This is a genomic window from Janthinobacterium sp. JF4, from assembly GCF_059617925.1.
In genome coordinates, this window is the sequence record NZ_JCAQAV010000002.1 from 349,886 (window position 1) to 364,997 (window position 15,112).

The following is a 15,112-nucleotide window of genomic DNA, read 5'->3' on the forward strand; positions in this document are numbered from 1 at the left end:
CGTCTCATTTCAACTCGAAACCGTTGGCCGCGCGCGGTGGCGGCACGGACGGCGCCGCCGGGGGCACAGGCCCTTCCATCTTGCCGCCCAACATCAGGTCCATGCGCGACGGCGGCGCCAGCTGCGCCGTCGGCAGCACGGCATCGGCCGGCAAGGGTTTGACCAGGTGCGCGGTAATGACGAACAACAATTCCGTGCGGTCATGCTGGAAATCCGTGCTGCGAAACAGCGCGCCGAGGATCGGCACTTCGCTGAGCCAGGGCACGCCCGTGATGTTGCTCACCTGGTTGTTCTTGATCAAGCCGCCGATGGCGTAGCTCTGGCCGTCGTACAGCTGCACCGTGGTCGAGGCGCGCCGCGTCGTGATGACGGGCAAAATCGAGCGCCCGCTGACGCCGGCGGCGGAAATACCCACCCCCTCGCGCGACAGTTCCGACACTTCCGGCGCCACCTTCAAATTGATGCGCCCGCCCGACAGCACGGTGGGCGTAAAACGCAGGCCGACGCCGTATTCGCGCTCTTCCAGCGTGATCTTGTTGTTGTCCTGGCCGACGGGAATGAAGATCTTGCCGCCGGCCAGAAAACTGCCCTCCTGCCCGCTGATCGCCATCACCGTCGGCTCGGCCAGGATGCGCACCAGGCCATCCTGTTTCTGCGCCTCGATGGTCAGCTGCTGGCGGCCATTCGACTTGCGCAGGTCGAGCAAGCCATTGGCCGTGCCACTGAGGAAATTCGACAGCAAGGTGGTGGCCCAGCTGCCGGAAGCAAAACGCAGGGTGGCGCCCACTTCCAGCCGTTCCAGCAGCGACTTCGACACTTCGGCGATCTGCACGGCCAGCATCACCTGCTGCGGCGCGCTGACGTCGAGCATGTTGATGATGCGGCTGTTCGCGCTGCCAGCGCCGCCAGCGGGCGCCGTGGCGGCCGCCGGCATGGCGGCGCCATCGGCAGGCTTGGGCAGCGCCAGCGGTACCGTAGCGCGGCGCACGTACGCATGCGCCAGCTCGACGGCGCGCAGCACGGCGCCCGCATCCTGCACCGTGCCCGACAGCACCAGGGTGTCGGCCACGGCCGTCACGCGGATGGCTTTTTCTTCCGGCATCAGGGCCGCCAGGGTCGTTTGCAAGCCGCCCGGGTCCATGCTGACGCTGACGTTCACCACGCTGCACACGCCGCTGCGTCCCTGGATGATCATATTCGTGCTGCCCACGTCGACACCGACCACATACAAGGTGTCGGGCGCCACCAGCATGGCTTGCAGCACGGCCGGATTGCCGACGCTGCGGGCCAGCACCGCCTCGGGCAGGCGCAGCATGCTCGACTTGCCCACCTGCAGCTGCAGGTTGCCGGGCGAGGCCGCTTCACCACCGCAGCGCGGGCCAGGATCGGCCGCCGCGCCGGCAAGCGGCGACAGCAGGCAGCACAGTATCAGCAGGGCGCGGTTCATGAAGGTGTCCATGGTTGAGCAAGGCAGCTAAAAACATTCGCGCGACTGGCGCGTCCCGTCGATGACGCCGCTGCACTGGCGCGCCTGCTCCGGCGGCGCCGTCACCACGCGTACCGGACGCGGCGCTGCGGCCAGCACGGGCACCGCGAGAGGAGCGGACTCGTCGGCTTCGTGCGGTCCGCCCAGCAGGGTCAGCTTGGTGGCGCCCACCGTCACGCCCGGCTGCGGGTCGACCTGGTTGCGCAGCACCAGCGACAGGCTGCCCACGCTGCGCGCCAGGTCCAGGTTTTCCGCCTGTTCCGGCGTCACTTCCAGGGTCACCGCATTGACCACGCGCGGCTTGGTCTCGTCGCGCCCCACTTCCTGCGCCACGGCCAACACGAGGATGCGTTCGAGCACGATCTTGGAAATGTTGCGGCTTTGCGGAAACGCGCGGTCGCCGGCATCCTGCTGGGTACTCACGATGATGTCGACATAATTGCCCGGCAAGGCGAAGCCGGCCACGCCAATCACGTCGTTGACGCGCACGGTGATGGCGCGCCGCCCTTCCGTGATCAGGGCCGACAGGCCGCCCAGGGTGCCGGCCGGCGCCAGCTTGGCTTCGCTCAGCGGCTCGCCGCGCAGCACGCTGGTTTTCAGCACCCGTCCCGCCAGTTTTGCCGGGTCTTGCAGCGCGCCCTGCGGCAAGCTTTCCGCCGGCCACTCGGCCAGGCGCAGCATCTCGGGCGTCAGGCGCTGGCCCAGGTTGACATCGCTGGCGGCGACGACGATCTTGCCCTTGCCGGCCGGCGTCTGGCGCAGCAGCCAGTGCGAGGCCAGCAGCACGGCCAGCAAGCCCAGCACGACCGCCAGGCCCATCATCAGGAGGGCGCGCCGGTTCTTCATGCGATACGCTCGCACAGGCTGGCGGCCGGCATGTCGCAGCTGGCAAACAGGCTGCTCCAGGCCTGCTCCAGGGCAGCCACCGTCAGGCGCGCTTCGCTGCCGGCAAAGCCCGCAAAATCACCTATGCGCGCCAGCAATTCCTGCGGATAGCTGGCCAGCAACGGCCTTCCCTGCGCGCCATGCAAGTGCAGCAGATGGTTCAGGGCCAGCTCGTCGATGGCCATGCCGGCCAGCCGGCATTGCTGGCGGAACAGCGCGCGATAGGCGCTCTCTGCCAACGGCCCCACCTGCACCTTGTAGCCGATGCGGCGCAACAGGGCGGCGTCAAACAGTTCGCCCGGCGGCACGTTCGTGGCCAGCACGAGGGCATTGTCGAACGGCACGCTGATCTGCACGCCGCCGGGCAAGCCCAGCTGGTCGCTGCCGCGCGCCAGCGGCTGCATCAGCCGCGTCAGCAATTCCTGCGCGCCCAGGCGCTGGCGGCCCAGGTCGTCGATGATCAGCATGCCATTGTTGGCCCGCACATGGGGCGGCGCCTGGTAGCAGCCGCCGCTGACGTCATGGCGCAGCTCCAGCATGCCGGCGTCAAGCTCGGCGCCCACGTGAATCACGGGACGCTGGCACAGCACCCAGCGGATGTCCGTGCTGCGCCGCTCCAGCGCCTGGCGCGCATGACTGACGTGCTGCGGCGCGGGCGGCAGGTGCTGGGCCGGATCGTACAACTGGATGATGTCCTGGCCGACGACGATGGCGTACGGCACGGCGACGAGACCGTGCAGCAATTGTCCCAGCTGCAGCGCCAGGGTCGACTTGCCGCTGCCGGGCGGACCGTACAGCAGCAGCGAGCGTCCCGAATGCAGGGCCGCACCGACCACGTCGAGCATGCCCGGCCCCGCATGGGCGCCACCGAGCACGGCGGCCAGGTCATCGCTGCCGACGCGCTGCTCCTGCGCCAGCCACGACTGGCGCGCCACCATGGCGCGGTACGCTTCCAGGGTGACGGGCGCGGCGCCGATGTACGCGCAGCGCTCGAGGAAGGCACTGGCGCGCTGCTTGCCGGCGCTCGTCAGCTGGTACTGCACGTCGATCTCGGATTCGCCGCGCCAGGCCACTTCGGCCATCTGCTCCGCCACCATGAAATCGAGCACTTCGCGCAAGACATTGATCGACAGGCGCAAGCGCGTCGTCAGTGCGGACAGATGCGTCTTGCCGCTCACAAACATCAGCTTGGCGATCAGTTCAACCACCAGGGGCCGCTCGAGTCCCGTTTCACGCAAGCTCTTCGGCTGCGGAGGCAAGGGCGGCATCAGGTTCGCGTCGGCAGGGCGCGGCGTACTGTCGGTGCTCATGGAATAGTCGACCTCGGTCATGCTGCGTCTCCAAGCCGGTTAAGAGGGCATTCAACAGAATTCATTCTAGCGAGCGGGAACTGGTGCCCATTGATCAAGAGCAATGAATACCAATCAGAAATAATGCCGCCCTTGCACCACCAGGCAGCCCAGGGCAATGGCCAGTCCGTACGGCATGTTGCCCACGCTGGCGCCGCTGCCAAGTGCGTTTGGCGCCAGGGGAATGCCAGCCATGCGCGCGATCATCGGCCACAGCAGTTGCCGCAGATTGCCGAGGCAGGCGCGCCATTTTCCCTGCCAGGTGATCATCAGCACGGCCATCAGGCCGCCCAGGACAAAGGTGGCGAAACAGATCTGCAGCACGGGCCAGGGACCGGCAAAGGCGCCGGCCATGGCGATCAGCTTGACGTCGCCGGCGGCCATGCCGCGCAGCACGTACAACGGTAGAAACAGGAAAAATCCCGTCGCCATGCCGCCCAGCCACAGCGGCAGCACGTTTTGCGGCCACAGCCACAGGTGCAGCACCAGAGCGGCAAGGATGCCGGACAACACCACACCATTCGGTATCTTGCGGCGGATCAAATCACTGACGGCGGCCCCCGTCACGAAGCACAGCAACAGCAGGTCGAATACGGCATAGGCAGGCATGCGACACCTCCTGAAAGAAAACCCGCCACTGGCCGGCCAGCGGCGGGTACCCGCTTAGGGCGTCAACACCAGGTTCGACGAAATGTCGGTGAGGACGGCCAGCAAGTTGGTCTTGATCAGCAAGAAACCGGCCGTGATGGCGGTAGCCATCAACGCCGCAATCAAGCCGTATTCGATTGCCGTAATGCCATCCTCATCCTTGACAAACTGCTGTACTGCCGACAGGAAGGTATGCATGACAAGCTCCCAAAAGTGAATCACAAGTCCCTGACGCAATCGGGTGTGAAACATTGCCCATTCCTGCTAATATGTTTCCTGCCGTAAATTTCTGCGCCATTGCATTGACTATAAAGCGTCCACGTTTTGGCAAATTGACGCGCCACAAGTTTCCATATGGAAATTATCAAACCCTGTTGAGATGCCGGCTGACGCAAGCAAATGTTGCGATCCGGATTGAAAGCCTTCGTCAAGGCAAGTTTTTTGCAATGACGTGCATGAATCTCATGTATTTACATGAAATATTGCATACGTTAATTGCCTATTAGGCAAAAAGACATTATCCTGCTTAGCTCTTCTTTGGAAAGGCCTCTCGCCCGGCGGTACAGAGCGTCATGCCACCAAATAAATCTTGGCTTCTTGTAGACGGACGCGAACATGCTCTTGCTTGATGCAATGCTGGTATGACGACACTTGTGTGACTACTTTCCAGAGATCGACAATGGATTCCCTACTGAAACACATGGTGGACATGACCGGGCACCGCGACCACACGATGCTCGACATCTCCGTGATCTCGGCGGTCCAGGAACTCGCTGCCGCGTCGCAGACCCGTGTGCTGGCCCTGACCACCGTGCGTGGCCAGGTGTTCGTGCGGTCGCGGGCCATCATCGTGGCGGGCAGCGTGGCCCGCATGGAAGAGCATAACGACCCTACCCTGCCCGGCGAACCGCTGTCGGACTACCCGGCGCTGGCCGCCTGCATCAAGCGCCATGAAGCGAGCGCCGACACCCTGTGCGCCGACGGCCGCCACCTGCTGTGGCTGCCCATCTGGATCGGCGACCAGGTCACCACCTGCCTGGAAATCACCAACCCCACGCCGTACACGGGCGCCACCATCCAGGTGATCGGCGGCATCGTCAGCGTGTACCGCAATTTCCAGAACCTGCTCGACTACAGCGAACGCGATTCGCTCACCGGCTTGTTGAACCGCAAGACCTTCGACGACCAGCTGGCGAAAATCCTGCAAAGCCGCGGCGAACCGGAGGCGGAGAAGCCGCTGCCCGTCGATGCAGAACGGCGCCACCATACAGACACGGAACGGCAATGGCTGGCCGTGATCGATGTCGATCATTTCAAACTGGTCAACGATAAATTTGGCCACCTGTATGGCGATGAAGTGCTGATCCTGATCGCCAACCAGCTGCAATCGTCATTCCGCTCGCAAGACCGCATCTTCCGCTTCGGCGGCGAGGAATTCGTCGTGCTGCTGCGCTCGATCACCCTGGAAAATGCGCAGAAAATCATCGACCGCTTCCGCACCAATGTCGCCGCGCACGACTTCCCGCAAGTGGGCAGAGTGACCGTCAGCGTTGGCTTCGTCAGCATCAACGCCTACGAGGCCCCCGTCATCATCCTCGGCCGCGCCGACCAGGCCTTGTACTACGCCAAGAGCCATGGCCGCAACCTGGCTTGCCATTACGACGAACTCGTCGCCAAGGGCTTGCTCACCACCATCACCTCAAACGATACGGCGGAGTTCTTCTAGGCATCCGCCAGCGATAAAAAGCGCATGGGATCGACCTGCCACTTGGCAGCGGACTCATGGCCGACGATCTTGTCGGCGCCGCCAAAGCCGAAACCGCGCGACAGGTCAACCGTTTCCGGCTTGATGTAGGTCTTGCTCTTCGTACTGAAAAACACATTTACTTTGGGCGCCAGCAGATTGCTTTCGTGCGCCTCGACGACGACGGCCAGGCGGCCCGATTCCAGCATCACCATGGTGCCAACCGGATAGATCCCCACGCAGCGCATGAAATCCTGCGCGAACACGGGGTTGAAGTGGAATTTGCTCCACTCATAGATCTTGCGCAGGGCTTCGGCGGCGGCGATGCCCTTGTGATAGCTGCGGTCGGACGTCAGCGCGTCATACACGTCGACGATGGCGGCCATCTGCGCCAGTTCGCTGATGGCGTCGCCGGCCAGCTGGTCCGGGTAGCCGCTGCCGTCGCGCCGCTCGTGGTGGTGCAGGGCGATGTCGAGCGGAATGGCGCCCAGCTCGGGCGACTGGCGCAGGATGTCGTAGCCGTCGCGCGGATGGCGCTTGATCAGGGCAAATTCTTCCGGCGTCAAAGGGCCAGGCTTGTTCAGCACGCTATCGGGCACCAGCGCCTTGCCCGTGTCGTGCAGCAAGCCGCCCAGGCCGGCCTGGTGCGTCGTCGTGGCATCGAGTCCGCGCGAGCGGCAAAACGCCACCAGCAGCGCGCACACGCTGACGGAATGCAGGAAGGTGTAGTCATCCTTGCTCTTGATGCGCAGCAAGCCGACGAGGGCGCCGGGATTGCGCAGGATCGATTCGGTGATATCTTGCACGGTGTGCTGCACGCGGTCGATTTCGACAGCCTTGCCCAGGCGCACGTCGGCCATCACCGTGCGCACCAGGCTGGTCGCCTGCCGCCGCACCTGCGTGGCGCGCGCCAGTTCCATGCCCAGCGACACGCGCGTGACCACTTGCGGCGGCGTGGCGAGCTGCACCAGTTCGCGCTCGGTGGCGGCGCGCGCCTGCGCCACGCTGGGCGCGTCCTGCACGTCGAGACCCTTGCCGCTGTCGATCACCACGTCGTGGATGCCGGCCTGCACGATCTTGCGGATTTCATCGTCGCTGCGCAACAGGAAACGGTTGCGCACGAACGGATGCGTCATCCAGTCGCAGCTGAGGTCATGAATGTACATGCCTACTTTTAATTGAGACGAATCAACTTTCTTGAGCATGCAGTCATCCCACAAATACGCGGCTGGAGCACCGAAGGCGCTAAAATAAGTATAACAAAATTGTTATTCTGCTGGTCGCGTTCGGCGCTGCGGCGCAACACCCTGCTTTTCCGCTCAACGCACCGCTATTGGAACCCATGGAACTGCGCCAATTACGCTACTTTGTTGCCATCGCCGACCACGGCTCGCTGTCGCGCGCGGCCTTGACCCTGCACGTGGCGCAGCCGGCCCTGACGCAGCAGCTGCGCCAGCTGGAAGAGGAACTGGGCGTGCAGCTGCTGCACCGCTCGGCCCAGGGCGTGCTCAGCACGGACGCGGGCAAGGTGTTTTACGAACATGCGCAAGCGATCCTGAAACAGGTGGCCGACGCCCGCTCGGCCGTGACGCAAAGCGCCACGCGGCCATCCGGCAATGTTACCCTGGGCTTGCCACACAGCATCTCCGGCGCCCTGGCCCTGCCCCTGCTGCTGGCCGCGCGCGAACGCTACCCCGAGATCACCCTGCAACTGACGGAAGAAATCACGGGCAACCTCAATGAACAGCTCAAATCGGGCCGCATCAACCTGGCCGTGCTGTTCGACGATGGCCAGCTCACGCCCTTTGCCTGCAGCCCGCTGGTGGAAGAAGAGATGCGTTTTATCTGCCGCAGCGATTCGCCGTTCGCGCCCGCCGGCCATGCCGTGTCGTTCCCGCAGGCACTGAGCGCCACCCTGATCCTGCCGGGCCTGCAGCATGGCGTGCGTCCGCGCATCGACAGCCGCGCGCGCGAACTGGGCCTGGAGACGGCGAACGTGATCGAGATCAACTCGATCGCCATCCTGAAATCGGCCATCCTGGCCGGCATGGGCGCCACCATCCTGCCCGCCGCGCCCCTGCTGGCCGAACTGGACAGCGGCGCCATGCGCAGCTACGCCATCCACAGCCCCGTGCTGTCGCGCACGGTGGCCCTGTGCGCCTCGAAGAACATTCCCCTGACGAATGCGGGCAACGCCGTGAAGCACCTCGTGCTGCAAGTGGCCGCCGAGCTGTGCGGCAGCGGACGCTGGGTGGGGGCGAACGTGCTCTCGCCCATGCCATAAGTATTTCTTATACCTCCATCGTCAAAGCGTATTTGCCCACTCCCCTGACTCGTTCTACACTGACCACATTAACTATTTTAAATTTAAAATAGTTATGTGCCGCCCACACGCGGCCATCCCGTCTGCACAGCGCGCGCCTTACCGGGCGCGACCTTGTACAGCCGCTATCTGAAACACCCTTTTGGAGACAGCCATGTCCGTGACCACGGAAAACGGCTCCGCAGCGTTCGCTAGAAACGCCGGTGCCGCGCCCTCTACACCTCTTGAGCCTTCCCGTTTGACCAGCGTCAGCCTCGACGACAAATACACGGCCACTTCCGGCGCCATCTTCCTGTCCGGCATCCAGGCCCTCGTGCGCCTGCCCATGATGCAGCGCCTGCGCGACCAGGCTGCTGGCCTCAACACGGCCGGCTTCATTTCCGGCTACCGTGGTTCGCCCCTGGGCGGCCTCGATGAAAACCTGTGGAAAGCCAAGAAGCAGCTGGAAGCGCATCATGTGCAGTTCGTACCCGGCGTCAACGAAGACCTGGCTGCCACGGCCGTCTGGGGTTCGCAGCAGGTCGACCTGATCGGCCCGGCCAAGTACGACGGCGTGTTCGCCATGTGGTACGGCAAGGGCCCGGGCGTGGACCGCTGCGGCGATGTCTTCAAGCACATGAACCATGCGGGCACATCCAAATTGGGCGGCGTGCTGCTGGTGGCCGGCGACGACCATGGCGCCTACTCGTCGACCCTGCCGCACCAGTCCGACCATCTGTTTTCCGCATCGATGATCCCCGTCCTGTATCCGTGCAATGTGCAGGAATACCTGGACCTGGGCATCCACGGCTGGGCCATGTCGCGCTTTTCCGGCTGCACGGTGGCCTTCAAGGCCCTGGCCGACACGGTCGAATCGTCGGCCTCCATCGATGCCGACCCGTTCCGCGTGGAAGTCAAGATTCCGCAGGACTTCGTCATGCCCGAAGGCGGCCTGAACGCGCGCCTGTCGAGCATCCCGCTGGGCCAGCAGGCGCGCAACCAGGAAGCGCTGATGCAGGACTACAAGATCTATGCGGCCCTGGCGTACGCGCGCGAAAACAAGCTCAACCACACCACCATCGACAGCCCGAACGCCAAGCTGGGCATCATCGCGTCCGGCAAGTCCTACCTGGACGTGCTCGAAGCGCTGGAAGAGCTGGGCATCGACGAGCAGATGGCGGCCGACGTCGGCATGCGCCTGTTCAAGGTGGCCATGCCGTGGCCGCTGGAACCGGACAGCGTGCGCGAATTCGCGCAAGGCCTCGATGAAATTCTCGTCGTCGAAGAGAAACGCCAGATCGTCGAATACCAGTTGAAAGAGCAGCTGTACAACTGGCGCGACGACGTGCGCCCTAGAGTCATCGGCAAGTTCGACGAAAAAGGGGAATGGGTGGCGCCGCGCGGCGAATGGCTGCTGACCTCGAAGGCGGACTTTTCCGTCTCGCAAGTGGCGCGGGTCATCGCCAGCCGCATCGCGCGCCTGATATCCGATCCCGTCACGTGCGACCTGATCAAGGCGCGACTGAGTTTCCTCGACGCCAAGGACGCGGTCCTGAAAAAGGCCGTGAACACGCCTTTCCGCCCCGCCTTTTACTGCTCCGGCTGCCCGCACAACACGTCGACCAAGGTACCCGACGGCAGCCTGGCGCTGGCCGGCATCGGTTGCCACGTGATGGCCACCTCGATCTACCCGGAAATGAACAAGCTGACCACGCACATGGGCGGCGAAGGCGCGCCGTGGATCGGCCAAGCCGCGTTTTCCGAGCTGCCGCACGTGTTCCAGAACCTGGGCGACGGTACGTATTTCCATTCCGGCTACCTGGCCATCCGCGCCGCGCAGGCGGCCAAGGTGAACATCACCTATAAAATCCTCTACAACGACGCCGTCGCCATGACGGGCGGCCAGCCCGTGGACGGCCTCATCACCGTGCCCATGATGGCGCAGCAGGTGGCGGCCGAAGGCATCGCCCGCATCGCCCTGGTCACGGAAGATTTGAGCCGCTACAGCGACCGCAGCAACCTGCCCGCCCACCTGACCTTGCACGACCGCAAGGACATGGATGCCGTGCAGCGCGAATTGCGCGAAGTACAGGGTGTGTCCGTGCTGATCTACGATCAAACGTGCGCGGCCGAGAAACGCCGGCGCCGCAAGAAAGGCGAATATCCCGATTTGCCTAAGCGCATGGTCATCAACGACGCCGTCTGCGAAGGTTGCGGCGATTGCGGCGTGCAATCGAACTGCGTGTCGATCCTGCCGAAGGAAACGGAATTTGGCCGCAAGCGCACCATCGACCAATCCTCGTGCAACAAGGATTACTCGTGTGCCAAGGGCTTTTGCCCCAGCTTCGTCACCGTCGAAGGCGGCAGCCTGAAGAAGACCAAGACGGGTGCCGGCAAAGCGGGCGAGACGGACAACTTCGGCCCCCTGCCGGAACCGGTCCTGCCCGCCTGCGACGCGCCGTATAACATCCTGATCAACGGCATCGGCGGCACGGGCGTGATCACCGTCGGCGCCCTGATGGGCATGGCAGCGCACCTGGAAGGCAAGGGTGCCTCCGTGCTGGACATGACGGGCATGTCGCAAAAGAACGGCTCCGTCACCTCGCACGTGAAAATCGCCAGGTCTCCCGCGCACATCCGCGCTCAGCGCATCGCCACGGGCGAAGCGGATCTGATTTTAGGGTGCGACATGCTGACGGCCGGCGCGCAGGATGCCGTGTCGAAAATGCGTCCGGGCCGCAGCCTGGCCGTCGTCAACCTGCACGAGCAGCCACCGGGCACGTTTGCGCAGAATGCCGACTGGCAATATCCAACGGCGGAAGTACGCCAGCTGATCGAGGAATCCGTCGGCGGCGCGGACGCGGCCGACTTCATCGACGCGACCAAACTGGCCACCGCGCTGATGGGCGACTCGATTGCCGCCAACCTGTTCATGCTCGGTTACGCCTGGCAAAAGGGCCGCATCCCGTTGACGGAAGCGGCCTTGCTGCGCGCCATCGAATTGAACGGCGTGGGCATCGAGTCGAACAAGAAGAGCTTCCTGTGGGGCCGCCGCGCCGCCGTCGACGTGCGCCGTGTGACGCAGATCGCCACGCCGTCGCAAGCGATCATCGTGCAAATGCCGCAAAGCCTCGATAGCGTGATCAAGAAACGCGTGGAGTTCCTCACCGCCTATCAGAACGCCGCGTATGCGGACGGTTACCTGACCCTGGTGAAACAGGTGCGCGACCGCGAAAACACGCTGGGACTGGGGCAGAAACTGTCGACGGCTGTCGCCAAGAGCTACTTTAAATTGCTGGCCTACAAGGATGAATACGAAGTGGCGCGCCTGTACACGGATGGCCGTTTCGTGGAGCAATTGCAGCAGCAGTTCGAAGGGAATTTCTCCGTGAAATTCAACCTGGCGCCGCCGCTGTTCGCGAAAAAAGATGCCAAGGGCCACCTGGTGAAAGCGGAGTTCGGTTCCTGGATGTGGCGCGCCTTCAAGCTGTTGGCGAAAGCCAAGGGGCTGCGGGGCGGTACCTTCGACGTCTTCGGCTATACAGCCGAGCGCAAGATGGAACGCGCGCTGATCGTCGAATACCGCGAACTGCTGGCGGGCATGCTGGTCAACCTGACGGCAGACAACCTGGCCACCTGCGTGGAACTGGCATCGCTGCCCGAAAAAATCCGCGGCTTCGGCCACGTCAAGGAAGCGGCTGTCGCCACGTATCGTCGGGACAAGGCGAGATTGCTGGCCAAGCTGGCGGACGGCAGCAAGCACGCGGCCTAAGTTGGCAAGCTGGACTTGAAATGAAAACGCAGAGCCTTGGCTCTGCGTTTTTTTCATTCAGGGCAGCGTCCTACCGTCGCGCCCGGCAACAGCACCGGTTGCCAGATTTCCTGCAGCCGTTCCGGCGGCGTGCCGGCCAGCAGGGATTGCAGCATTTCGACCATCTTGGCGCCGGCGCGGCGCAAGTCGGGCTGATCGATGGTGGTGACGTTGATGCCGATCAAGGTATCTTCCACATTGCCCCAGACGATGACGGAGATTTCCTTGCCGATCTCGATGCCCGCATCCATCAGCGCGCGCACCACGCCCACGCCGGACAAATGGTTGTCGACGATGACGGCCGTGGGACGGGGCGAGCAGGCCAGCAATTGCTGCATGGCCTGGTAGCCGCTGCGGCGATCAAAAGTATTGTCGAGCAGATAGGCCGGGTCCAGCGGCAAGCCCGCTTGCGCCATGCAACGGATAAAGCTTTCCTTGCGCTCGTAGGCAAAATGCAGCTCCAGCGGCGCGCTCAGCAACGCGATGCGCTGGTGGCCATGCGCCGCCAGGAAAGACACGGCCAAGTCGATGCCAGTGTCATTGTCGTAGTCAAAATACGCATACGGCGCATCGATGCGCGTACGGCCATTCGCCACAAAAGGAAAGCCCACCTTCGTCAAATACGCGATGCGCTCGTCGACCACCTTGGTGCGGCCCACCACCAGGCCATCGACCTGACGCCCGCGCACCATGGTTTCATACGAAGGCTGTTCATTCTGCGGCGACACGGGGGCGATGATCAGGCTCATCTTTGACGCTTCGACGGCGTCGGACATGCCATTGACGACGGAAAGAAAGACGCTGTCGCCCAGGTCGCTGGGCAGCAGGGGATAGATCATGCCCAGCACATTGGTGCGGCCAACGGCCAGGCTGCGCGCCAGCGGATTGGGACGGTAGCCGACTTTCTTGGCGGCGGCCAGGACGATTTCACGGGTGCGGGAATTGACTTCCGGATAGCCGTTCAACGCCCTGCTGACTGTCGTTTTCGACATGCCGAGGGCAATTGCGAGGCTCTTGAGATTCATGTTAACTACCTGTCTGTATGGCAAAAGAAACCAACTCTGACCGTCCATTATAGCCCAGAGAGCCACACAGGCCGCGCATTCGCGTGCGCAGACATGGTATAAAAACAACAATACATTGACTATCTAAAAAACAACATTTTAAATGTGACTACTCTCTCCCTCTCCTCACAGCAGCACCGCCGATGGCAGAGAAACAATGAACAGAAGCGATAGCATGTACTCACTCCAACAAGAGCATCCTCCCTTTGGGCATGCCGCTTCCGCAACACAGGGCGCGCACGATAGCATTATCAAGAAAACATAATTTACTGGAACTGTGCGAGAATTTGCCCTACTCTTGATTCAGGTAAAGGTTACTGCTTGGCATGTTGCGCTTGGCGCAGCACATCGGCCCGGGTGGTCCCCTTGCCTGCACGCCTGGACATACTTTCAAAGGTGAACAATGTGGTCACGCTAAGCTCCGTCAACAACTTGCAAGCCTCGCTGGCCACAGCGCAACGCCGGGTCGAACAAGGCCAGAACCAGGTACAGCGCGACAGCGAACAGCTGGCGCAAAGCCGCCAGTTGCTGGCGCGGGAACAGGAAAGCTTGAGCCAGACGCAGCGCAGCAGCCAGCAAGCGCAGGCCGATGCGCCGGCCGCCATCAAGGCGCCGCAGCTGGACCAGGCGATCAAGGTGGCCGTGCCGCAGCAGCCGGCCCCCGCCGCGCCGAAAAGCACACCCCAGCTGAACGGCTATGGCCAGACGGTGGGGCGCCTGATCGACGTGACGGCGTAAATTACCGCAGCATCTCTTCTTCCAGCATCGCCAGCCACCATTTTTCGCCCTTCTTCGGCTGAGCCAGGTTGACCGCTTCGCCCATCTGCGGCGTGGCCAGGTGCACGCCCTGCTTCGCCGCCAGCCCCGTGATACGGTCGAACGGTTCATGCCAGGCGTGTAGCCCCAGGTCAAAGGTGCCGTTATGCACGGGCATCAGCCATTTGCCGCGCAAGTCCAGGTGGGCTTGCAAGGTCTGCTCCGGCTGCATGTGCACGTCCGGCCAGAGCTTGTCGTAGGCGCCCGTCTCGATCATGGTCACGTCGAACGGCCCGTACTGGTCGCCGATCTGTTTGAAACCGTCGAAATAGCCGGAGTCGCCGCTGAAAAACACGCGCACGTCCGGTGCGTCGATGACCCACGACGCCCACAGGGTTTGATTGCCGTCAAACAAGCCGCGTCCCGAGAAATGCTGCGAAGGCGTGGCGACGAGTTTCACGCCGGCAATCGTCGTGCTTTGCCACCAGTCGAATTGCCGCACCTTGGCCGCCGACACGCCCCAGGCGACCAGGGTGTCGCCCACACCCAGCGGCGCGATGAAGTGTTCGGTCTTGGCGGCCAGTTGCAGCACGGCGGCCTGGTCGAGGTGATCGTAATGGTCGTGCGACAGGATGACGGCCTTGATCGGCGGCAAGTCGGCGATGCTGATGGGTGGCTGATGGAAACGTTTTGGCCCTGCCCACTGCACCGGCGAGGCGCGTTCGGAAAACACGGGGTCGGTGAGGAAGAATTCATTGTTCAGCTTCAACAGCAGGGTCGAATGGCCGAGGCGAAACAGGCTGTTGTCGGGCGCGGCCAGCAACTGCGTCCGGGTCAAGGCTTGCACGGACACAGCCGCAGCCGGCACCGTGCTGTCGGGCTTGTCAAAGACAAATGTCCACAACAGCTTGAGCGTTGCTGCCGTGCCCAGCTTGTGCATCTGCACGGGATTGCGGAACTTGCCTTCGTGGCGTTGTAAGGACGAGGTTGAGGAAGAAGCGGGCGCCGCAGGCTCGGCGCGCAGGGTGCAAGAACTCATGACGATCAGAACTCCCAGAAAGAGGATA

At 63.1% G+C, this 15,112-nt stretch carries 12 protein-coding genes; 4 read left to right on the plus strand and 8 right to left on the minus strand.

Annotated elements, in window-relative coordinates:
* Positions 1-4: 4 nt before the first annotated feature.
* From AC54AF_RS03415 to AC54AF_RS03435, 5 genes are all read right to left on the minus strand, one after another.
* The gene (locus tag AC54AF_RS03415; RefSeq protein WP_496635361.1) at positions 5-1,447 is read right to left on the minus strand and encodes a type II and III secretion system protein family protein; all 1,443 of its coding nucleotides are present in this window, start codon (positions 1,445-1,447) and stop codon (positions 5-7) included.
* Between the two features lie 27 nt (positions 1,448-1,474).
* Positions 1,475-2,332 carry a Flp pilus assembly protein CpaB gene (cpaB, locus tag AC54AF_RS03420; RefSeq protein WP_496635363.1) on the minus strand — a complete coding sequence of 286 codons (858 nt, stop codon included), beginning with the start codon at positions 2,330-2,332 and terminating at the stop codon, positions 1,475-1,477.
* On the minus strand, positions 2,329-3,702 hold the full coding sequence (locus AC54AF_RS03425) for an ATP-binding protein (RefSeq protein ID WP_496635365.1): 1,374 nt from the start codon (positions 3,700-3,702) through the stop codon (positions 2,329-2,331). Before AC54AF_RS03425 ends, cpaB begins: the two co-directional genes overlap by 4 nt.
* A gap of 93 nt (positions 3,703-3,795) precedes the next feature.
* The gene (locus AC54AF_RS03430; RefSeq protein WP_131687921.1) at positions 3,796-4,329 is read right to left on the minus strand and encodes a prepilin peptidase; all 534 of its coding nucleotides are present in this window, start codon (positions 4,327-4,329) and stop codon (positions 3,796-3,798) included.
* 54 nt (positions 4,330-4,383) lie between these two features.
* The gene (locus AC54AF_RS03435) at positions 4,384-4,566 is read right to left on the minus strand and encodes a Flp family type IVb pilin (protein WP_034752975.1); all 183 of its coding nucleotides are present in this window, start codon (positions 4,564-4,566) and stop codon (positions 4,384-4,386) included.
* 481 nt (positions 4,567-5,047) lie between these two features.
* Here AC54AF_RS03435 and AC54AF_RS03440 point away from each other — a divergent pair, with 481 nt between their 5' ends.
* Positions 5,048-6,094, plus strand: a complete 1,047-nt coding sequence (locus tag AC54AF_RS03440) for a GGDEF domain-containing protein (protein ID WP_496635367.1) — start codon at positions 5,048-5,050, stop codon at positions 6,092-6,094.
* On the opposite strand, the gene AC54AF_RS03445 is transcribed toward AC54AF_RS03440, so the two are convergent.
* Entirely contained in the window at positions 6,091-7,317 is a 1,227-nt protein-coding gene (locus AC54AF_RS03445; RefSeq protein ID WP_496635369.1) for an HD-GYP domain-containing protein, read from the minus strand. The genes AC54AF_RS03440 and AC54AF_RS03445 overlap by 4 nt on opposite strands.
* A gap of 137 nt (positions 7,318-7,454) precedes the next feature.
* Here AC54AF_RS03445 and AC54AF_RS03450 point away from each other — a divergent pair, with 137 nt between their 5' ends.
* Both AC54AF_RS03450 and AC54AF_RS03455 read left to right on the plus strand, forming a co-directional pair.
* A complete protein-coding gene (locus AC54AF_RS03450) occupies positions 7,455-8,396 on the plus strand; it encodes a LysR substrate-binding domain-containing protein (protein WP_496635371.1) in 942 nt (313 codons plus the stop codon).
* A 193-nt stretch (positions 8,397-8,589) separates the two neighbouring features.
* Entirely contained in the window at positions 8,590-12,186 is a 3,597-nt protein-coding gene (locus tag AC54AF_RS03455; RefSeq protein ID WP_496635373.1) for an indolepyruvate ferredoxin oxidoreductase family protein, read from the plus strand.
* 53 nt (positions 12,187-12,239) lie between these two features.
* Here the strand turns inward: AC54AF_RS03455 and AC54AF_RS03460 are convergent, their stop codons facing one another.
* Positions 12,240-13,250: a substrate-binding domain-containing protein gene (locus tag AC54AF_RS03460; protein WP_496635375.1), complete on the minus strand. Its 1,011-nt coding sequence runs from the start codon at positions 13,248-13,250 to the stop codon at positions 12,240-12,242.
* Between the two features lie 444 nt (positions 13,251-13,694).
* Here AC54AF_RS03460 and AC54AF_RS03465 point away from each other — a divergent pair, with 444 nt between their 5' ends.
* Positions 13,695-14,027, plus strand: a complete 333-nt coding sequence (locus AC54AF_RS03465) for a hypothetical protein (protein ID WP_496635377.1) — start codon at positions 13,695-13,697, stop codon at positions 14,025-14,027.
* 1 nt (position 14,028) lies between these two features.
* Here the strand turns inward: AC54AF_RS03465 and AC54AF_RS03470 are convergent, their stop codons facing one another.
* Positions 14,029-15,084: an MBL fold metallo-hydrolase gene (locus tag AC54AF_RS03470; protein WP_496635379.1), complete on the minus strand. Its 1,056-nt coding sequence runs from the start codon at positions 15,082-15,084 to the stop codon at positions 14,029-14,031.
* Positions 15,085-15,112 lie beyond the last annotated feature (28 nt).